The organism is Enterobacter sp. PL1 (assembly GCF_945957325.1).
Lineage (GTDB): Bacteria > Pseudomonadota > Gammaproteobacteria > Enterobacterales > Enterobacteriaceae > Enterobacter > Enterobacter roggenkampii.
In genome coordinates, this window is sequence record NZ_CAMFKT010000021.1 from 20,472 (window position 1) to 40,449 (window position 19,978).

The 19,978-nt window shown below is 56.2% G+C and carries 17 protein-coding genes; 6 read left to right on the forward strand and 11 right to left on the reverse strand.

The features are described 5' to 3' along the window. Window positions 1–196: 196 nt before the first annotated feature. Window positions 197–541, forward strand: a complete 345-nt coding sequence (locus N6P30_RS17910; protein WP_008500952.1) for a YejG family protein — start codon at window positions 197–199, stop codon at window positions 539–541. A 3-nt stretch (window positions 542–544) separates the two neighbouring features. Here N6P30_RS17910 and yejF read toward each other — a convergent pair whose 3' ends face one another. The 9 genes from yejF to N6P30_RS17955 form a co-directional block, all read right to left on the reverse strand. After that, entirely contained in the window at window positions 545–2,134 is a 1,590-nt protein-coding gene (gene yejF / locus N6P30_RS17915; RefSeq protein WP_058673305.1) for a microcin C ABC transporter ATP-binding protein YejF, read from the reverse strand. Window position 2,135: 1 nt separating this feature from the next. Next, window positions 2,136–3,161, reverse strand: coding sequence for an ABC transporter permease (locus N6P30_RS17920; RefSeq protein ID WP_032663181.1), 1,026 nt, complete (start codon window positions 3,159–3,161; stop codon window positions 2,136–2,138). Continuing rightward, window positions 3,161–4,255, reverse strand: coding sequence for a microcin C ABC transporter permease YejB (locus tag N6P30_RS17925; protein WP_032663182.1), 1,095 nt, complete (start codon window positions 4,253–4,255; stop codon window positions 3,161–3,163). The genes N6P30_RS17920 and N6P30_RS17925 overlap by 1 nt, the downstream gene beginning before the upstream one ends. 9 nt (window positions 4,256–4,264) lie before the next feature. Beyond that, a complete protein-coding gene (locus tag N6P30_RS17930) occupies window positions 4,265–6,070 on the reverse strand; it encodes an extracellular solute-binding protein (RefSeq protein WP_032663183.1) in 1,806 nt (601 codons plus the stop codon). Window positions 6,071–6,143: 73 nt separating this feature from the next. Then, window positions 6,144–7,700 carry a cyclic di-GMP phosphodiesterase gene (locus tag N6P30_RS17935; protein ID WP_032663184.1) on the reverse strand — a complete coding sequence of 519 codons (1,557 nt, stop codon included), beginning with the start codon at window positions 7,698–7,700 and terminating at the stop codon, window positions 6,144–6,146. A 127-nt stretch (window positions 7,701–7,827) separates the two neighbouring features. Then, window positions 7,828–8,397 carry a bifunctional murein DD-endopeptidase/murein LD-carboxypeptidase gene (gene mepS / locus N6P30_RS17940; RefSeq protein ID WP_008500946.1) on the reverse strand — a complete coding sequence of 190 codons (570 nt, stop codon included), beginning with the start codon at window positions 8,395–8,397 and terminating at the stop codon, window positions 7,828–7,830. A 415-nt stretch (window positions 8,398–8,812) separates the two neighbouring features. Beyond that, the gene (locus tag N6P30_RS17945; protein WP_023618663.1) at window positions 8,813–9,526 is read right to left on the reverse strand and encodes a phosphatase PAP2 family protein; all 714 of its coding nucleotides are present in this window, start codon (window positions 9,524–9,526) and stop codon (window positions 8,813–8,815) included. Between the two features lie 33 nt (window positions 9,527–9,559). After that, on the reverse strand, window positions 9,560–10,546 hold the full coding sequence (locus N6P30_RS17950) for a CobW family GTP-binding protein (protein ID WP_008500943.1): 987 nt from the start codon (window positions 10,544–10,546) through the stop codon (window positions 9,560–9,562). Window positions 10,547–10,668: 122 nt separating this feature from the next. Next, window positions 10,669–12,135: a mannitol dehydrogenase family protein gene (locus N6P30_RS17955; RefSeq protein ID WP_047748457.1), complete on the reverse strand. Its 1,467-nt coding sequence runs from the start codon at window positions 12,133–12,135 to the stop codon at window positions 10,669–10,671. 203 nt (window positions 12,136–12,338) lie between these two features. Here N6P30_RS17955 and uxuA point away from each other — a divergent pair, with 203 nt between their 5' ends. Beyond that, window positions 12,339–13,529 carry a mannonate dehydratase gene (gene uxuA, locus N6P30_RS17960; protein WP_044597895.1) on the forward strand — a complete coding sequence of 397 codons (1,191 nt, stop codon included), beginning with the start codon at window positions 12,339–12,341 and terminating at the stop codon, window positions 13,527–13,529. 117 nt (window positions 13,530–13,646) lie between these two features. On the opposite strand, the gene yeiP is transcribed toward uxuA, so the two are convergent. Then, entirely contained in the window at window positions 13,647–14,219 is a 573-nt protein-coding gene (yeiP, locus tag N6P30_RS17965) for an elongation factor P-like protein YeiP (protein WP_008500940.1), read from the reverse strand. Between the two features lie 164 nt (window positions 14,220–14,383). Between yeiP and N6P30_RS17970 the strand changes: the two genes are divergently transcribed. Continuing rightward, window positions 14,384–14,638: a YkgJ family cysteine cluster protein gene (locus N6P30_RS17970; protein ID WP_021241515.1), complete on the forward strand. Its 255-nt coding sequence runs from the start codon at window positions 14,384–14,386 to the stop codon at window positions 14,636–14,638. Here the strand turns inward: N6P30_RS17970 and setB are convergent. Beyond that, complete coding sequence (gene setB / locus N6P30_RS17975) at window positions 14,635–15,816, reverse strand: sugar efflux transporter SetB (protein WP_032663187.1); 1,182 nt, start codon at window positions 15,814–15,816, stop codon at window positions 14,635–14,637. The two genes, N6P30_RS17970 and setB, sit on opposite strands and share 4 nt — an antisense overlap. A 361-nt stretch (window positions 15,817–16,177) precedes the next feature. On the opposite strand from setB, the gene fruB reads away from it, so the two are divergent. The 3 genes from fruB to fruA are packed head-to-tail and all read left to right on the forward strand — an operon-like array spanning window position 16,178 to window position 19,948. Beyond that, entirely contained in the window at window positions 16,178–17,308 is a 1,131-nt protein-coding gene (gene fruB, locus N6P30_RS17980) for a fused PTS fructose transporter subunit IIA/HPr protein (protein ID WP_039025028.1), read from the forward strand. After that, window positions 17,308–18,246 (forward strand): 1-phosphofructokinase, encoded by a 939-nt coding sequence (gene fruK / locus N6P30_RS17985; RefSeq protein WP_008500936.1) that lies wholly within the window; start codon window positions 17,308–17,310, stop codon window positions 18,244–18,246. Before fruB ends, fruK begins: the two co-directional genes overlap by 1 nt. Window positions 18,247–18,262: 16 nt before the next feature. After that, window positions 18,263–19,948, forward strand: a complete 1,686-nt coding sequence (gene fruA / locus N6P30_RS17990; protein WP_008500935.1) for a PTS fructose transporter subunit IIBC — start codon at window positions 18,263–18,265, stop codon at window positions 19,946–19,948. The last annotated feature ends 30 nt before the right edge of the window (window positions 19,949–19,978 follow it).

Genomic DNA, 19,978 nt, shown 5'->3' on the forward strand with positions numbered 1-19,978 from the left:
TATGTAAAATCTATTTGTGTAAAAAGTCACATCATTGTATTCAAAAAGGTTGAGTTAGATCGCAGAAACGGGTACATATAGCGCCGACGCGAGCCTGAATACCGATAAAAAAGTGCTGAATAGTGCAGGCTGGCGATGATGTGTTACTATAAATGTAAATAAATTGTGAAGTAAATTTTGCTTCCGGGGAACGAACGTGAATACATTACAACTTTCTATTGTCCATCGCTTGCCCCAGAGCTATCGCTGGTCGGCGGGTTTTGCTGGTTCGAAAGTTGAACCGATTCCGCAAAACGTCGCGGGCTGTGAAAACTGCCTGGTGGCGCTCAAGCTGCTGAGCCCGAGCGATGAAAATGCATGGCGGGTGATGGAGCGTCTCAGTCAGGCCCTGACGGATATCGAAGTGGACAGCTCCGTGCTGGAATGCGAAGGGGAGCCGTGCCTGTTTGTGAAAAGCCAGGACGAGTTTGCTGCCACCTGCCGCCTGAAAAATTTTGGCGTTGCTATTGCAGAGCCTTTCTCCGGCCAGTATCCATTCTGAGCGCTAGTCTGACGACAACAGCTGGCGCGTGTAGCGCTGCGTTGGCGCGCTAAATACGCGCTGGCACTCTCCATGCTCGACCACCTCTCCCTGTCGCAACACAATCACCTGATGGCATAGCGCTCGCACCACCTGCAAATCATGGCTGATAAAGATATAGGCCAGCCGGTGCTTTTCCTGTAGCCCTTTCAGCAGCGCCAGGATCTGCGCCTGTACGGTCCTGTCCAGAGACGACGTCGGTTCATCCAGAATAATTAGCTCTGGTTTCAGGATCAGCGCGCGGGCAATGGCGATACGCTGGCGCTGCCCGCCGGAAAATTCCGCAGGATAGCGGTGGCGCGTCTCGGGATCTAAACCCACTTCAACCATGACCCGCATGACCTCCTGCTCGCGCTGCTGCGCGCTCAGGCCGGGCTGATGGACGCGCAGGCCCTCTTCGACAATCTGTAACACGCTGAGCCGCGGGTTAAGCGAGGAGTTGGGGTCCTGAAAGACCACCTGCATGCGGGGCCGCACGGGCAGCATCTGGCGGCGGTTCCAGCGGTGCAGCGGCATGCCGTCAAACAGGATTTCGCCCTGTGAGGCAATTAAGCGCAGCAGCGCCAGACCGGTGGTGCTTTTACCCGAGCCGGATTCGCCCACCAGCCCGAGGGATTCGCCCGGGCGCAGCGAGAAGCGGATATTTTTTAACACCGGGTTGCGATCGACAATGCGGCGCAGAATACCTTTGCGGATCGGGAACGAGACGGACAGATCCTCAACGCGCAGCAGCGGCGTGCTGTCAGCGTCGAGGGGAACCGGGTCGCCGGAGGGTTCGCTGTCGAGCAGGCGCTGCGTATAGGGGTGTTGCGGCGCGCTCAGCAGCGTGGACGCCGCATTCTGTTCAACACAGCGGCCGTTTTGCATCACCGCGACGCTGTAGGCCAGCTTTCTCACAATGCTCAGGTTGTGCGTGATAAACAGCAGGCTCATGTTTAGCTCGTCACGCAGGTCCCGCAGCAGCGTCAGTATTTGCGCCTGTACCGTCACGTCCAGCGCCGTTGTGGGCTCGTCGGCAATCAACAGCTCGGGGCGCGTCAGCAGCGCCATGGCGATCATCACGCGCTGGCGTTCGCCGCCGGAGAGCTGATGCGGAAAATCATTCAGCCGTTTGGCCGCATTGCGTATGCCTGTGCGTTCAAGACAATCCAGAATTTCTCCCCGCGCGGCCTCTTTGCGCATCCCACGGTGCAGGGAGAGCACTTCATAGAGCTGTTTTTCCAGGCTGTGCAGAGGGTTAAGCGACACCATCGGCTCCTGGAAGATCATCGCGATTTTGTTGCCGCGAATGCCGCGCAGGGTCTGTTCGTCGGCGTGCAGCAGCGAACGGCCGTGAAAAAGGATATCCCCTTGCGGGTAGCTTACCGGCGGAGAAGGCAGCAGCCGCAGGATGGAGAGCGCCGAGACGCTCTTGCCTGAACCCGACTCACCCACCAGGGCCAGCGTTTCACCGCGCTGGATCTGCAGCGTCAGGTCGCTGACCACGGTGCGCGTCTCGTCCTGTTTTGAAAAGGCAATCGACAGGTTATCAATACGGAGCAGGGGCTGGGTCATTTTAAACCGCCTTGTTCGGATCAAAGGCATCGCGCACGGCTTCGCCAATAAAAATCAGCAGCGACAGCAGCACGGCCACGGAAAGAAAGGCGGCGATGCCTAACCACGGCGCCTGCAGGTTGTTCTTGCCCTGCAGCAGCAGTTCGCCGAGCGACGGGGAACCCAACGGTAGCCCGAAACCGAGAAAATCCAGTGAGGTGAGGGTGGTGATGGAGCTGCACAGAATAAACGGCAGGAAGGTGAGCGTAGCCACCACGGCGTTGGGCAGCATATGGCGGAAGATGATCCCGCGGTCGCTCACGCCAAGCGCCTGCGCGGCGCGAATATAGTCGAAATTACGGGTGCGCAGAAACTCGGCCCTGACCACACCGACCAGCGCCATCCAGCCGAACAGGACGGTAATGCCTAATAACCACCAGAAGTTGGGCTGTACGACGCTGGAAAGCAGGATGATCAGAAAGAGCGTCGGCATGCCTGACCAGACCTCAATCACCCGCTGGCCCCAGAGGTCAATTTTCCCGCCGTAGTAGCCCTGAATGGCGCCCGCCACGACGCCCATCACGCTGGAGAAGATCGTCAGCATCAGCCCAAAGAGAAGCGAAATACGCGTGCCATACAGGATGCGCGCCAGCACGTCGCCGCCGTTAGCATCCGTTCCCAGCCAGTTTTGCGCGGAGGGCGGGGAAGGGAAGGGGGTCGTGGTGGCGAAGTTAATGCTGTTTGCGCCAAAACGCACCGGCGCCCAGAGCGCCCAGCCGTGCTGATCAATCTGCTGGCGAAGCCACGGATCCTGATACTCCGCCGGCGTCGCAAACGGGCCGCCAAAGTCGCTTTCGTTGTAATTGGCGATGACCGGCACGTACCAGCGGTCGTTAAAATGCACCAGCAGCGGTTTATCGTTAGCGATCAGTTCTGAAAACAGGCTTAAGACAAACAGCACGGCAAAAATCCACAGCGACCAGTAGCCGCGGCGGTTGTGGCGAAAGCGGGCCCAGCGGGCCTGGTTGACGGGGCTTAAACGCGGCATCATCGGCCCTCAAAATCGATTCGGGGATCGACCAGCGTATAGCTGATATCGCTGATGATATTCAGCAGCAGGCCAATCAGGGTGAAAATATAGAGCGTGCCGAACATTACCGGATAATCACGCGACACGGTGGCCTCATAGCCCAGCAGGCCCAGACCGTTAAGCGAGAACATCACCTCTATCAGCAGCGAGCCGGTAAAAAACATACTGATGAACGTGGCCGGAAATCCGGCGATCACCAGCAGCATGGCGTTGCGGAACACGTGCTTCCACATGATCTGCTTCTCGCTCACGCCTTTAGCGCGGGCCGTAACGACGTACTGTTTACGAATTTCATCGAGAAAGGCGTTTTTGGTCAACATGGTCAGGGCCGCAAACCCGCCAATGACCGTGGCCAGAACCGGCAGCGTGATATGCCAGAAGTAGTCGGTGATTTTCTGGTACCACGGCAGGGAGCTGAAATCGGCGGAGACGAGCCCCCGCAGCGGGAAGAGATCAAAATAACTGCCCCCGGCAAAAAAGACGATCAGCAGAACGGCGAACAGAAACGCCGGGATGGCATAGCCGATAATGATGAACGTGCTGCTCCAGATATCGAACCGGCTGCCGTTGTACACCGCTTTGCGGATCCCAAGCGGTATAGAGACCAGATAGATGATCAGCGTACCCCACAGCCCGAGCGTGATCGAAACCGGCAGGCTTTGCTTGATCAGCATCAGCACTGACGCACTGCGGAACAGGCTATCGCCAAAATCAAAGCGGATGTAATCCCAGAGCATTTTGAAATAGCGCTCGTGAATCGGTTTATCAAAGCCGTAGCGGTGGGTGATCTCGGCGATCACTTCCGGATCCAGCCCGCGTCCCCCGCGGTAATGGCTTTCGCTGATATTCCCTACGCCAGTTCGCGCATGGCTGGCGCCCATCCCTTCACCGCCGCCGCCCGGCATGCCGCCGCTGTTGCCAAATTCAATGGCGGCAATGGCCTGATCGACCGGCCCACCGGGAGCGATTTGCACGATGAAAAAGTTAATCGTGATGATGGCCCACAGGGTGGGGATGACCAGCAGCAGACGGCGGAGAAGATAGGCACCCATGATAATTCCTTATCGCCGCTCAGCGGGAAGTCTGGCGGCTTTGTTAACGTCATACCACCAGGTGTCAAAGCCCAGAGAATAGACCGGGCGCACGGCAGGCACGGAGAACTTATCCCAGCGCGCAAGGCGATCTTCGCCCATATACCACATCGGCAGCATGTAGTAGTTCCAGGTTAAGACCCTGTCGAGGGCGCGCCCGAGCGGCACGAGCTTGTCTTTATCCCCCTGCGCCGCCACGATTTTCGCAATGAGCGCATCAATCGCCGGGCTTTTTACCCCCGGCGCATTGTACGAGGAGTCGATGTAGCTGGAGGCCCAGGAGATTTGCAGGTCCGAGCTAGGCCACGGCTGCGCGGGCCACAGGCGCTGCATCATGTCGTAATCACGGCTGCGCATGCGGCTGGTGATCTGCGCGTTATCAACCTGGCGAATGTTCATGGTCACGCCCAGCCGCTCAAGGTTGTGCTTAAACGGCAGCACCCACTGGTCGTTGCCCCCGGACGAGAGCAGCAGTTCAAAGCTGAGTGGCTTGCCCGTTTTGGCATCCACACGTTTTTGATTCTTCAGGTGCCAGCCTGCGTCATCCAGCAGCTTGCTGGCTTTGAGCAGGTTGTCGCGGTCGTAACCGTCACCCTTCGATGCGGGCGGCTGAAACACCGTTGTAAACACCTCTTGCGGTACCTCTGCTTTAAGGGGGGCCAGCAGAACCAGTTCGTCGGCTTTCGGATAATCACGCGCGGCGTATTCGGTATTCTGAAAATAGCTGTTGGCGCGGCTATAAGCCCCGTAAAACAGCGCTTTGTTCATCCACTCAAAATCAAAGGCCAGGGAGATGGCTTCCCGCACCCGGCGGTCATTAAATACCGGACGCTGAATATTAAACGCCAGCCAGCGGGTGTCCTGGGCAGATTCATTTTTGTGTTCGTCTTTGACGATATAGCCTTTGGCGAAATTTTTGCCGATATAGCGGGTCGCCCAGTTTTTGGCGCTGCTCTCGACGCGCAAATCGAATGCCCCGGCTTTGAACGCTTCAAACGCCACGTTATCGTCGAGGTAGTAATCATAACGAAGGGTGTCGAAGTTCCAGCGTCCGCGGTTGACCGGCAAATTGGCCGCCCAATAGTCTTTGACGCGGGAATAAACGACATATTGCCCCATTCGCCAGTCGGTAATGCGGTAGGGGCCGCCAGCCAGCGGAGGCGTTGAAAGCGGGTCGCTCAGCTTATGATTTTTCCAGAACGATTCCGGCATCACCGGCAGCGAGAACAGGCTGAGCATATTCTCTTTGTTCGGTTCGCTCAGCTCAATGCGCACAGTGAGCGGCGCGATGGCTCTGACCGACGCGCCTTTATATACGATGCGGAACTGGGGGACGCCTTCGGTCATGAATTTATGGAAGGTGAACGCAACGTCGCTGGCCTTCACTGGTGTGCCATCGTGAAAACGTGCCCGCGGGTTCAGCGAGATTTCCGCCCAGGCGAAGTTATCGGCGTAACGTACGTTCTCGGCAATCAGCGGATAGTAGCTGCCGGGCTCGTCATCAGACGTGACAAAAAGCGTATCATAAAGCGATTCCGTTCGCGCGGCCGCCACGCCGCGCAGGGCGTAGCGGTTGAAGTTGTCGAAGGTTCCCGTGGCGGAAAGCGTGACCTTACCGCCTTTTGGCGCGGCAGGGTTGACGTAATCGAAGTGCGTAAAATTGACCGCGTATTTCGGCTCGCCAATCACCGCGAAGGCGATATTCTCTTTGATGGTTTGCGCCTGGCTGGACAGGCTCGTGAATGCCAACATCAGCAACATAAAGCGCATAAGCATCTCGCGGCAGCTCCCTCTCTACAGACCGGCTCGGTTAAGCTGAATAATAAGTGACGTCACGGGCAATGTGAAATTAATCGCCTTCGGGCGAAATATCAGGCCGCCATTCGCGGAACTGCGCCAGCGGCATCGGGCGGCTAATCCAGTATCCCTGCAGGAAGTTAACGCCGTGTTCGCGCAGCCAGGCCGCCTGTTCCGGCGTCTCTACCCCTTCGGCGACGGTCGACATATTCAGTCGTCTTGCCAGCGTCAGAACGGCATCCAGCACCGGTGACGTCACGGTCTCAGTACCGATCGCATTAACAAAACCACGGTCGATTTTGAGGTAGTCCATAGTGAAATGCTCAAGGTAAATCAGCGCGCTGTGGCCGGTACCAAAATCATCAATGGCGATTTCAAACCCTTCGTTATGCAGCCATTCGAAAAGGGTGTTGGCTTCCCGATGGTTGAGCATATCGCGCTCGGTAATTTCCAGCACGATCTGGAAGTAATCCGGCGGCAGCAGGGCTTTGAAGGTGCGCATATCGTCCTTGAAGCTTTCCGCATGCAGATGCCCCGGTGCAATGTTAATACCCACCTTTGCGCCCGGAGGTAACAGCGTTTGTAACACGAGAGCATCATGAATGATAAGGTCAAAGAGATGCAGCGTCAGCGGGACAATCAGCTTCTGTGCTTCGGCAAAATTGATAAACGCGTCCGGCGGAATTTCCCCCATTGTCGGGTGTTTCCAGCGCATCAGGACTTCAAGCCCGGTCATCCTGAGCGATTTGGCATCGACGACGGGCTGATAAACCACATAAAACTGACCGCGCTTGATAGCGCTTAAAATTTCTTTACCCGGGTTGAGCCGAATGCTGAGGATGTAGTAGTTAAGCGATCCGGCACAAATACCGCACACCAGCCCGAAGAACAGCGCATAGAGAATTTCATCGCTGGTCCATGCGTCCGCATACAGGTTGATGGTCAGGGGGAGGTCTTTCAGCGTCGCCGTGCGGACCGGGATGTCATGCAAGTCGCGGGTATGAACCAGCGTGCTGGACCGCGTCGACAAGGCGTTATCGCCGATAATGATAGCGATACCCGCGAACTCGTCCTGGCGCTCAGTATAGAGCAGGTAAGGCGTTAGATTAATATTCACAGAAGTGAACACCCCGCCGTCCTTCACTAATGGGTTGCGGTACCAGATCGCAATCGCAGGTTCATCAGGCAGCATGGGGGTACCCGGAAGCAACGCCATATCGATCTGTTTATTGATGTTCAGCTCAGGAATGAGCGTCTCCATCGGGGCATTCATCGGGCCTGTTGCCGAGGAGCAGAATGCCATCTTGTCCCGGACCAGCAGGAAGGCGCGAACGTTAATGCTGAAGGCCGCGCGTGAGGTGAGTTCCTGGTTGACGTCCTGGCACGTGTTCAGCGTGAGAGGCTGGAGGACATTGACCGCTTTTTTAAGGTCTTCGAAATAGCTCCCCATGTAGGCGCTCACATCATTCACCAGGGTGTCGAATTTGACTTCCCGCTTGTGGTAACTCCACGAAAATTGCAGGGAACCCAGGAGCAGGGCGGTGATGAGACCCGTGATAATACTGAGGATCAGTATTTTACGATTACTGGAGAAGTAGCGGGTGAGCATAGACGTCGTGATTCCTGAAAAGCCGCTTGATGTATTCAGTGTAACGGGCAAAAAAAAACACTGCCGAAGCAGTGCTTTTTTTCATCATATCGCCAGCCAAGGGATAACCAACGATACAATAGTTATATTAACTGCGGGTCAGTACGCGGCGCGCTTCGTTATAACGCTTCTTCCAGTACGGTTCGTTCATGCTGGAAATGGTCACACCGCTACTGGTGGAGGCATGTACGAACTGGTCATTACCAATGTAGATGCCAACATGTCGACCTGTAGACCCCGCGCGGAACAGAACTAAATCGCCGGTGCGCAGTTTGGTACGTGAAATCGACTTGCCCATCTCCTGTTGTTCATAGGTTGAACGCGGAAGATCTAACCCAAATTGCTCGCGGAACGTACGCTGTACAAAACCGGAACAATCAATACCTGTTTTCGTGCTGCCACCAAGACGATAACGCACGCCTTTCCAGTCAGCATACTGGTCCATAATGCGGGACTTCACGTCCAGATTACGTACCATATTTTCAAATTCATCCTGAGAGGCTTGCAGTGAAGAGGAATCTTCCATTCCCACAACACGCGTCTCAGGATGCATATTCTTCGCGGTGTTCGATGTACTACATGCAGATAACAGTACCGCGACTGCTATCGCCGGGATCCCCCGCAAGATATATCTCAGAAACGGTTGAGATTTGACCATTTTGTTTATTTTCCCTTGAAGTCCTTAACGACAAATATCGTTATAAAAATGCCAAACGTGACGAGACTAATTATCTGTTCACATCGAGACAATTCTTTCTGGTCACATTTGTGGCATAGCGCACAAAATTATTCACCATCGAAATAATTATCCCTATGGGGCAAAACGAGTTCGAGATTAACCGATTGCCAGGGGTATTGCGAGTAAAAAAAGCCTTTTTTTTATAAGAAAATGTGATACAGAAAGTAAAAATCCGTAATTGCTTAAAATGCGGTCAGATCCGACGCGTGATCGCGCAATTGCTTCATTTTTATCATGAATGTGATGACAAGAATATGACAGAGGGAAAAGATCGTGGCGGGAAGGCTATCGGGGATCATGTCGATCCCTGATAGCTCACGTTAATTTAGGTTAGTTATTTGTTTAATTGTTGTTGCGCTCTACCGGGAAGATAGCGATCGAACAACGCTATTATCCTGTCGCTCAGCGGGGTCATTAAACACCACGGCAGCGCAATCAGCGCAACGGAGAGCGAACCGACAGCAATATCGGTGAACCAGTGAGCGCCAATCATTACGCGCGGGAAGGCAAAAACCACAAAAATAATCAGGGCTATGGCAAACGCTTTTCGGCCGAAATAGCGAAGCATGACTGCGGAAAAAATGAGCAGCATCATGCCGTGATCGCCGGGGAAACTGTCCTTCGACGCATCTTTTGTTGGAATATGCAGCAGCTCACTGACGCGATAAATATCGGTGAAAAAGAGCGTAGGGCTGGAACGCTTAACCGGAATAATCGCGGTAGCCAGCTGATTAATGACGACAGCAAACAACAGCATTACCAGACCGATAATCAGAATACGCCGACGTCCCGCTTTATCCTCTTTCAGCCAGAAAGAGAGCATCAGGCAGCCCATGGCCAGCAGCGAGAAGCCGTCGAAGGCGCGGTTGTTGGTGATGGCCACCAGCCACAGGAATGCGTCGCTCTTCACCAGCGCCTGGTTGAAGAAGTGAAAGATGCCAGAATCCAGGGGGAACCAGAAACCATGATTCGCCGGGATATACCAGGAGAAGAAAAGCGCCAGACCGGCGACATTAAGCAGTAATATCAGGGGAAATCGAGTTGTCATAACGTTCTGCATAGAGTGAAAACTGGGGCAACGTTAGCCGCCCGAACTTAAACGAATCCTCAACAGGCTGGACTGGAGGGCATTCCAGTCGGCGTTAACCGCACTAATTAACTCTATTCGGCTGTCGGGCGGCGCCACGTTCTGCGTTTCAATGAAGAAATCGTCGCCCTGGCGGTTGATCCGCACCAGTCCGTCCGGCGTGCGCATGATCCCTTTCACGCGATCGACGGGCGCAAGGCGGGCCCACTCCAGAATCCCGATAGTATCGAAAACGGTCTCAGCATCGAAAATCCATCCGCAGGCCTGGTATCCCTGGCCGCTGTTCAGGTTACGACGCCAGCGCTGGTGCTCCGGCAGGCTCAGGGCTGCCAGACCCTGCTTAACCGGATGGCTGTGCGCATGATCCGCGCTGGCAGGCAGCTCGGTGAGGTTCAGACGAGGCAGGTCAAGCAGGGTGCTATCAATATTCCCCTGGGTGGTCTGCACCCGCGTGCGATTGCCGCCAAAATGTTGCCACCACGCCTCCAGCGCGGCCTGGCTTTCAGGCGTGGCGCGATCTTCCTTGTTGGCGACGATAACGTCCGCCGAGGCGAGCTGATCGCGGAAGTTCTCGTTGGCCACCGCCTTGTCATCCAGAAGCTGACGCGGATCGAGCAGGCACAGTGTGGCGCGCAGATCGATCCACGGCTCGTAAACCGGGGCGGTCAGTAAATCGAGGATCTGCTTCGGGTGGCCCAGCCCGGTGGGCTCAATCAGCAGGCGGTCGGGTTTGCCCTGACGCAGCAGGGTATTGAGCCCCACCTGCATCGGCAGGCCATTGACGCAGCACATGCATCCGCCGGGGATCTCTTTAATCATCGCGCCGCTGGATGACAGTAACGCGCCGTCAATGCCCACCTCGCCAAATTCATTGACCAGCACGGCCCACTTCTCGGCCGGATCTTTATTCGCCAGCAGGTGGAGAATTGAGGTGGTTTTACCGCTGCCGAGAAAACCGGTGATGAGGTTGGTTTTGGTCACGTGCGCTCCGGATGAGAATGATGATGCGATAACACTGTTCTCTATACTGGCGAAAAACGTGACCTGTGAGAAGGGGAAGGGCGAACGGAGGCTTTATCCGTTCGCGTTAAGCGCAACAATCGTTAAATATTTAACGTTTCGATAACAGCCTGACGTGCGCCGTGACGGGTGATACGCTGATAGGCCTGGCTAACAGCCTCAACAAAAATACGATTGTGCGCGAGATCGTGACCAAACACTTCGCTCAGCCCCAGCAGCGCGGGGACGCGGTCGATGTCGCTGCTGGCGTTGACGATCGTGCGGATTTTATCGCTGAGGGGATCGCGAACGTCAATCGCGTTACCGCGCTCGTCGGTGCCGCTGACGTAGCGTATCCAGCCTGCCACGCCCAGGGCCAGCAGCGACCACGGCGTGTTTCGCTCAAGATGAACGCGGATCCCATCCAGCATTCTTTGCGGAAGCTTCTGGCTACCGTCCATCGCGATTTGCCAGGTCCGATGCTGGAGGGCCGGGTTGGCAAAGCGTTCGATTAGGCTATCGGCATACGCGGTGAGGTCGACATCCTTAATCCGTAACGTGGGGGCCTGCTCGTTCAGCATCAGCCGACGGGCGGCTTCCCGGAACGCTGTGTCCTCCATGCATTCATTAATATGCGCGTAGCCGGCAAGATACCCGAGATACGCCAGGAAAGAGTGGCTGCCGTTGAGCATGCGTAATTTCATCTGCTCCCACGGCAGAACATCCTGCACCATCTGGACACCCGCCACTTCCCACTCGGGACGGCCGGCGACAAAATTATCTTCTATTACCCACTGAATGAACGGCTCGCAGCTGATGGCGCACGGATCTTCCACGCCGAGCGCGTCGGTGATTTCCGCCAGCGAGGCCTCCGTCGCGGCGGGAACAATCCTGTCGACCATCGTTCCGGGGAAGCTTACGTGGCTATCGATCCATTCAGATAACCCTGCGGAACGTTTTTGCGCCATGCCCAGCACGGCGTTTTTCACCACGTGCCCGTTGTCCGGGATATTGTCGCAGGAGAGCACGGTAAAGGCGGGCAGGCCGCGCTCGCGGCGGCGGTGGAGCGCTTCGACCAGGATCCCAGGGGCGGAATGTGGATCTGAGGGGTTTTCAAGGTCGTGGACGATCCGGGGGTTATTCAGATCGAGTTTCCCGGTCGCGGGATCGATGCAATAGCCTTTCTCTGTGATGGTGAGCGAGACAATCGCGACCTGAGGCTCGCAAAATTTCTCAATAATGGCGGGCAGGGAGTCCAGCTTTGCGTTCAGGCATTCATGGACGGCACCGACGATAATCGCCTCATTTCCTTCAGCCCCTTTTTCCAGCACGGTGAACAGATGATCCTGCGCGCGCAGCTGGCTCATCAGCACGTCGCCGCTGAAGAGGCTAATCTCACAAATCCCCCAGTCGCCGCCTTTTTCATTCAGCACCCGATTTGTTAACAAGGCCTGGTGCGCACGGTGAAACGCGCCAAAGCCAAAGTGGACGATGCGGGAGCGCAGTTGCTGACGATCGTAGCGCGGTTGCTGAACCCGGGCAGGAAGGGTGGTGGAGGCAATTGTCTTCATGAGATACACCTGATTAACCATTAATTAACAATGCCAGTGTAAAGTTATATGACAGCAAATAAAATTGGTGAGCCGTAAATATCCCCGTTATGTGAGTTTGATCAATCAATGTGTGGCGGTGTATTGACCCTTCGCGGTAAACATGTATGGTAGTCGTCATTGTAGTAACGCATATTGGTATAACAACTTAAGAGGGTGAGGCAATGGAACAAACCTGGCGTTGGTACGGGCCGAACGATCCGGTTTCTCTTGATGATGTGCGTCAGGCTGGCGCAACGGGTGTCGTCACGGCGCTGCATCATATTCCTAACGGTCAGGTCTGGCCGGTAGAGGAAATACAGACGCGTCAGGCGCTGCTGGCGGAGAAGGGATTAACCTGGTCTGTGGTAGAAAGCATTCCGGTTCACGAAGACATCAAAACCCATTCCGGCGAGTATCAGACCTGGATTGCCAACTATCAGCAGAGCATCCGTAACCTCGCGGCCTGCGGTATTGATACCGTTTGCTACAACTTCATGCCCATTCTGGACTGGACGCGTACAGACCTCGAATATCAAATGCCGGACGGCTCAAAAGCGCTGCGTTTCGATCAGATTGCCTTTGCGGCATTCGAACTGCACATTCTGAAACGCCCTGGCGCAGAAGCGGATTACACCGCTGAAGAGCAGCAGCAGGCGCTCCAATGGTTCAATGCCGCCAGCGACGCGGATATCGAAAAGCTGACCCGTAATATTATTGCGGGCCTGCCGGGTGCCGAAGAGGGGTATACGCTGGATCAGTTCCGCGCCCGCCTGGCGGAATACGGCGATATTGATAAGCACCAGCTGCGTGAAAACATGGCGTATTTCCTGCGCGCAATTGTGCCGGTCGCGGAAGAGGTGGGGGTTCGCCTGGCGGTACATCCGGACGATCCACCGCGTCCTATCCTCGGCCTGCCGCGTATCGTGTCTACGATTGAAGATATGCAGTGGCTGAAAGAGACGGTCGACAGCATCCACAACGGCTTTACCATGTGTACCGGCTCCTACGGCGTGCGGGCCGATAACGATCTGGTGCGGATGATTGAAACCTTCGGCGATCGTATTCACTTTACGCATCTGCGTGCGACCTGCCGTGAAGAGAACCCAAAAACCTTCCACGAGGCGGCGCACCTGGGCGGCGATGTGAATATGGTGGCGGTGGTAGACGCCATTCTGGCGGAAGAGGCGCGTCGCAAGCAGGCTGGCGATGTGCGTCCCATCCCGTTCCGTCCGGATCACGGACACCAGATGCTGGACGATCTGCGTAAGAAAACCAACCCGGGCTATTCGGCGATTGGCCGTCTTAAAGGGATGGCGGAAGTGCGCGGCGTTGAGCTGGCGCTGAAGATGACGAAGTATCCGGAGCTGCTGTAACCGGAATTGCCGGTTGGCGGCTTCGCCTTACCCAGCCTACAAAAACACAAAAACCGGCTTCAGGGCCGGTTTTTTCGTAGGTCGGGTAAGCGTAGCGCCACCCGACAAACGCCGCAATCAGTCAGCGCGACCCATATAGCGTTTTTCTTCGATATGGATGCGGATTTTCTCGCCAGCAGAGAGGTATTCCGGCACCTGCACAACCAGGCCGGTGGTCAGGGTAGCCGGTTTGTTGCGGGCACTGGCGGATGCGCCTTTGATGCCTGGTGCCGTTTCAACGATTTCCAGATCGACGGTCTGAGGCAGTTCCAGCGCCAACAGCACGCCGTCCCAGGTCAGAACCTGCATATCAGGCATACCGCCTTCCGGGATGAACAGCAGCTCTTCTTCAATCTGGTCTTTGGTGAAGATATACGGGGTGTAATCTTCTTTGTCCATGAACACATATTCGTTGCCGTCGATGTAGGAGAAATCAACATAGCGACGGGTCAGGGTCACGGTATCGACGATATCGTCCCCTTTAAAGCGCTCTTCCACCTTCAGGCCGGTACGCACATCGGCGAAACGCATTTTGTACAGCGTAGCTGCACCACGGGCGCTTGGTGCCTGAATATCGATATCTTTCACAATCAGCAATTTGCCGTTGTAATTCAGTACCATACCTTTCTTAATTTCGTTCGCTCTTGGCATTGCAGTAATCCTGTTTACGGGAGGTAAAAAATATCGCGCCAAATTACTCGCGCGCGGCCTTTCAGGCAAGAGGAATTCGTGGCTTTTGCTATCAATACACAAAAGGTGTTACTGTGCGCGCGATGCCCGACCGTACGGGCATTCGCCAGCGAAAGAGAGCATTTATGGATTGTCGTCCCGATTGTGGCGCGTGCTGTACTGCACCGTCCATTTCAAGCCCCATTCCAGGAATGCCCGAGGGCAAACCTGCCAATACCCGCTGCGTTCAGCTCTCGGAAACGAACCTGTGCATGATCTTTGGCTCACCGTTGCGCCCGAAGGTCTGCTCCGGGCTTCAGCCCACGGCTGAAATGTGCGGCAGCACGCGAGAGCAGGCGATAACGTACCTTCTTGAGCTGGAAGCGCTCACCGCGCCTTAAACGTCTTTAATCCTCGCCAGGCAGCCAATCGTCAGCGTACACATCACCAGCGCAATCCAGAACACCGTGTGATAGTTCCAGATTTCGGCCACGACACCGGCCATTGAACCGGCAATAATCCAGCCCACGCGGGTGGTATTAGTATAAAGGGTGGTGGCGGAGCCTGCCTGGCCCGGCATCAGATCCTGGAAATAAAGCATGCCTATCCCGGCGAGAATACCAATATAGATAGCGTTCAGCAGCTGTAACGCCAGCAACAGCCCCGGCGTATGTACCGTCAGCATACCGATATAAAACAGCAGACCGGCGACGGCGGCGATGCGCATTAAAAAACGTTTCCCGAAGCGCTTTGCGTAATAGCCTGCGATCAGCATGGTCGGGATCTCAAGCCCGGCTGCGGTGCCCATCATGATGCCCGCCAGCTTCTCCGGCAGGTGCAGTTCATTAATGATAAACAGCGGCATATTGATGATATACAGGCTATTGGTGCCCCACATCAGCGTGCAGATCGCGAACAGGAGCAGGGCATCGCGGCGGTTACGGCGCGGCGCTTCCAGCACGCCCGTTGCCACCTTGGGCTCTTTGCGCATGGACGGCAGGAAGAACCACACCAGCGCGCCGCACGCCACAAACGCGACTGCCGCGCTCAGGTACATCACCGTAAAGCCAAAACCCATCGCCAGCGCGTAGGCCAGCGGCGGGCCAATCACCCACGCCAGCGACACCTGCGCACGCAGGACAGAGCTGAACATCACCGCTTCACGTCCGGTATGGTCGGCGTGTTCGCGGGCAAGCGCAAACAGCTGTGGGTTAGCCGTCGAGCCAAAGCTGCTCAGGAATACCCCGACGAAAAGCAGAATGAAGTAGTTGCGGTTCCAGGCAAAAAGAACGCAGGCCATGACCCCCAGCAGGCAGCAGAAAACGATCAGGCTTTTACGATCGCCTTTTCTGTCGGAGCGCCCCGCCAGAAACTGACTGACCAGGATGCCGATGATGGCGCTTCCGGTAAAAAAGAAGCCAACCAGCGCCGGACGAACATGAACCTCATTGGTCAGAAATAAGCTCAGCGTCGGCGTCTGTAACGCACCGGCAATGCCCGTGAAAAAGGCAACAATCAGGAAGGCCGCTGAGGTCAAGTCAAAGGGCTTTGGCGAGGCAGCCGCAGGGGTGTTATGCATGTTTTATAATTAGCGAGTAGCAGAGAGGGGCGGAGTGTACGCCGTCAGCTAAAAAATAAACAGTGGGTGCGGTCAATGATGCCACGAAAAATCAAAATGGCATTTCAACTTGTCTCTCACGCTGCTGACCTTAGCTGAAACTGACTTGCTGAACTTCAGCAAAATTCAGCTCAATGAAGAAGAAATGTGCTGTATCTCTAAATTCTGATATCAGAAAGACGAGTTTACTTGCAAGGTACAGCAGAAAGCGCAAGACTTTTTGAAACGTTTCAGCGCTATCTTGTTTTAACAAACGGAGCAGGCTAGCGCATTTTTTCTCATTAAAGCTGAAACGATTCAAGTTCAGCAGGAGTGGAGAACCATGTTCCAGTTATCTGTTCAGGATATCCACCCGGGCGCTCAGGCCGGGGATAAAGAAGAGGCTATTCGCCAGGTTGCCGCTGCGCTTGTGCAGGCGGGTAACGTCGCGGACGGCTATGTCAACGGCATGCTGGCCCGCGAGCAGCAGACTTCAACCTTCCTCGGCAATGGCATTGCCATTCCGCACGGTACCACCGACACCCGCGATCAGGTGCTGAAAACCGGCGTTAAGGTGTATCAGTTCCCGCAGGGCGTGCTCTGGGGCGACGGTCAGGTGGCCTATGTGGCCATCGGTATCGCGGCCAGCAGCGATGAACATTTAGGTCTGCTGCGTCAGCTGACGCATGTCCTGAGCGATGACGCGGTGGCTGAACAGCTTAAATCCGCCACCACCGCGGAAGAGCTGCGCGCCTTGCTGATGGGCGAAAAACAGAGTGAAGCGCTGAAACTGGATAATGAAACGCTGACGCTGGATGTGGTTGCTTCCGATCTGGTGACGCTGCAGGCGCTGAACGCGGGTCGTCTGAAAGAAGCCGGCGCGGCGGATGCCACCTTTGTGACGCGCGTGATTAACGATAAGCCGTTGAATCTGGGTCAGGGCATCTGGCTGAACGACAGTGCTGAAGGCAACCTGCGCAGTGCGATTGCCGTGAGCCGTGCTGCCACGGCGTTTGAGGTAGAAGGCGAGCGCGCAGCCATGCTGGTGACCGTCGCGATGGCTGATGAACAGCCGGTTTCCGTGCTGAAGCGTCTTGGCGATCTGCTGCTGAACAACAAAGCTGAAAAACTGCTGAACGCTGATGCATCCACCGTGCTGGCACTGCTGACCAGTGATGATGCGCTGACGGATGACGTGCTAACCGCGGAGTTCGTGGTGCGTAACGAGCACGGCCTGCATGCCCGTCCGGGCACCATGCTGGTGAATACCATTAAACAATTTGAGAGTGAGATTACCGTGGCGAATCTTGATGGCACGGGCAAACCGGCCAACGGCCGTAGTCTGATGAAAGTGGTCGCGCTGGGCGTGAAGAAAGGCCACCGTCTGCGTTTCACCGCGCAGGGTGCCGATGCTGAACAGGCGCTGAAAGCGATTGGCGATGCCATCGCGGCGGGTCTGGGGGAGGGCGCATAATGAGCAGACGTGTTGCGACTATTACGCTGAACCCGGCTTATGACCTGGTGGGGTTTTGCCCGGAAATTGAGCGCGGCGAAGTTAACCTCGTGCGTACCACCGGCCTGCATGCTGCGGGCAAAGGGATTAACGTCGCGAAAGTGCTCAAGGATCTCGGTATCGATGTCACCGTGGGCGGATTCCTCGGCAAAGACAACCAGGATGGTTTCCAGCAGCTGTTCAGCGAGCTGGGCATTGCCAACCGTTTCCAGGTTGTTCAGGGCCGTACCCGTATCAACGTTAAGCTGACGGAGAAAGACGGTGAAGTGACCGATCTGAACTTCTCTGGCTTCGAAGTGACGCCGTCAGACTGGGAACGCTTTGTCAACGACTCGCTGACCTGGCTGGGGCAGTTTGACATGGTGTGCGTCAGCGGCAGCCTGCCATCCGGCGTCAGCCCGGAAGCGTTTACCGACTGGATGACGCGCCTGCGCAGCCAGTGCCCATGCATTATTTTTGACAGCAGCCGTGACGCGCTGGTCGCGGGCCTGAAAGCCTCTCCGTGGCTGGTGAAGCCAAATCGCCGCGAACTGGAGATCTGGGCGGGCCGTAAGCTGCCAGAATTAAAAGATGTGATTGACGCTGCCCATGCGCTGCGCGAGCAGGGTATCGCTCACGTGGTGATCTCTCTTGGTGCAGAAGGCGCGTTGTGGGTTAACGCGTCTGGCGAATGGATCGCCAAACCGCCGTCAATGGAGGTTGTGAGTACCGTTGGCGCAGGGGATTCCATGGTTGGCGGACTGATTTATGGTCTGCTGATGCGGGAATCCAGTGAACATACCTTACGTCTTGCCACTGCCGTTGCTGCCCTGGCCGTCAGCCAGAGCAATGTCGGTATTACCGATCGTACCCAGTTAGCCGCGATGATGGCGCGCGTTGACTTAAAACCTTTTAACTAACAGCAGGAGAGGAATAATGAAAACGCTGCTGATCATTGACTCCGGTCTCGGACAGGCACGCGCCTATATGGCGAAGACCTTGCTGGGAGCGGCGGCGAACAAAGCACATCTCGAGATGACTGATAACCCGGGCGATGCCGAACTGGCCATTGTCCTGGGCGACAACATCCCGGCTGACAGTGCGCTGAACGGCAAAAAAGTGTGGCTGGGCGATATTAATCGCGCGGTGGCACATCCGGAACTGTTCCTGAGCGAAGCGAAAGGTCACGCGTCTGTCTACAGCGCGCCTGTCGCGACGGCACCGGCTGCGGCCACGGGCCCGAAACGCATTGTGGCGGTGACGGCCTGTCCGACGGGGGTGGCTCACACCTTTATGGCGGCTGAAGCCATTGAAACCGAAGCGAAAAAACGCGGCTGGTGGGTAAAAGTTGAAACGCGCGGCTCCGTCGGTGCCGGCAATGCCATCACCCCAGAGGAAGTGGCGGAGGCCGATCTGGTGATTGTGGCGGCGGATATCGAAGTGGACCTGGCGAAATTTGCCGGTAAGCCAATGTACCGTACCTCTACAGGCCTGGCGCTGAAAAAGACCGCGCAGGAGTTTGATAAAGCGCTGGTGGAAGCGAAGCCGTATCAGGCAACCGGCGCGCGCCAGACCGCGACGGAAGGGAAGAAAGAGTCCGCAGGCGCCTATCGTCACCTGCTGACCGGCGTGTCTTACATGCTGCCGATGGTGGTCGCGGGCGGTCTGTGTATCGCGCTCTCGTTCGCGTTTGGTATCACGGCGTTTAAAGAAGAAGGAACGCTGGCGGCAGCGCTGATGCAGATCGGCGGGGGCTCAGCCTTCGCCCTGATGGTGCCGGTACTGGCGGGCTTTATTGCCTTCTCCATTGCTGACCGCCCGGGTCTGACCCCGGGGCTTATCGGCGGTATGCTGGCCGTGAGCACCGGTTCTGGCTTTATCGGCGGTATCATCGCGGGCTTCCTCGCCGGTTACGTCGCGAAGCTGATTAGCTCGAAGCTGAAGCTGCCGCAGAGTATGGAAGCGCTGAAGCCGATCCTGATCATTCCGCTGATTTCCAGCCTGGTGGTCGGCCTGGCGATGATTTACCTGATTGGTAAGCCGGTTGCGGGCATCCTGGCGGGTCTGACCCACTGGCTGCAGACCATGGGCACCGCGAACGCGGTTCTGCTGGGGGCAATCCTCGGCGGCATGATGTGTACCGACATGGGTGGTCCGGTGAACAAAGCGGCGTACGCCTTTGGTGTGGGCCTGCTGAGTACCCAGACCTACGCGCCAATGGCAGCCATCATGGCGGCAGGCATGGTGCCTCCGCTGGCGCTCGGCCTGGCGACGATTATTGCCCGTCGTAAGTTCGATAAAGCGCAGCAGGAAGGCGGTAAAGCCGCGCTGGTGCTGGGTCTGTGCTTCATCACCGAAGGCGCGATTCCGTTCGCGGCGCGTGACCCAATGCGTGTGCTGCCGTGCTGTATCGCAGGTGGTGCGGTAACGGGTGCAATCTCCATGGCGATTGGCGCAAAACTGATGGCACCACACGGCGGTCTGTTCGTGCTGCTGATCCCTGGCGCCATCACCCCGGTACTGGGCTACCTGCTGGCGATTGTTGCCGGTACGCTGGTGGCGGGCCTCTCTTACGCGGTGCTGAAACGTCCGGAAGCGGAAGTTGTGGCGAAAGCAGCGTAAGCGGTAAGCAATAAAAAAGCCGGGTGCTAA

Bases quoted from the DNA above. Each gene is read 5' to 3' on its own strand.
- yejF (WP_058673305.1), bottom strand. From the start codon at position 2,134: ATGACCCAGCCCCTGCTCCGTATTGATAACCTGTCGATTGCCTTTTCA.
- N6P30_RS17920 (WP_032663181.1), bottom strand. From the start codon at position 3,161: ATGCCGCGTTTAAGCCCCGTCAACCAGGCCCGCTGGGCCCGCTTTCGC.
- N6P30_RS17925 (WP_032663182.1), bottom strand. From the start codon at position 4,255: ATGGGTGCCTATCTTCTCCGCCGTCTGCTGCTGGTCATCCCCACCCTG.
- N6P30_RS17930 (WP_032663183.1), bottom strand. From the start codon at position 6,070: ATGCTTATGCGCTTTATGTTGCTGATGTTGGCATTCACGAGCCTGTCC.
- N6P30_RS17935 (WP_032663184.1), bottom strand. From the start codon at position 7,700: ATGCTCACCCGCTACTTCTCCAGTAATCGTAAAATACTGATCCTCAGT.
- mepS (WP_008500946.1), bottom strand. From the start codon at position 8,397: ATGGTCAAATCTCAACCGTTTCTGAGATATATCTTGCGGGGGATCCCG.
- N6P30_RS17945 (WP_023618663.1), bottom strand. From the start codon at position 9,526: ATGACAACTCGATTTCCCCTGATATTACTGCTTAATGTCGCCGGTCTG.
- N6P30_RS17955 (WP_047748457.1), bottom strand. From the start codon at position 12,135: ATGAAGACAATTGCCTCCACCACCCTTCCTGCCCGGGTTCAGCAACCG.
- uxuA (WP_044597895.1), top strand. From the start codon at position 12,339: ATGGAACAAACCTGGCGTTGGTACGGGCCGAACGATCCGGTTTCTCTT.
- yeiP (WP_008500940.1), bottom strand. From the start codon at position 14,219: ATGCCAAGAGCGAACGAAATTAAGAAAGGTATGGTACTGAATTACAAC.
- N6P30_RS17970 (WP_021241515.1), top strand. From the start codon at position 14,384: ATGGATTGTCGTCCCGATTGTGGCGCGTGCTGTACTGCACCGTCCATT.
- setB (WP_032663187.1), bottom strand. From the start codon at position 15,816: ATGCATAACACCCCTGCGGCTGCCTCGCCAAAGCCCTTTGACTTGACC.
- fruB (WP_039025028.1), top strand. From the start codon at position 16,178: ATGTTCCAGTTATCTGTTCAGGATATCCACCCGGGCGCTCAGGCCGGG.
- fruK (WP_008500936.1), top strand. From the start codon at position 17,308: ATGAGCAGACGTGTTGCGACTATTACGCTGAACCCGGCTTATGACCTG.
- fruA (WP_008500935.1), top strand. From the start codon at position 18,263: ATGAAAACGCTGCTGATCATTGACTCCGGTCTCGGACAGGCACGCGCC.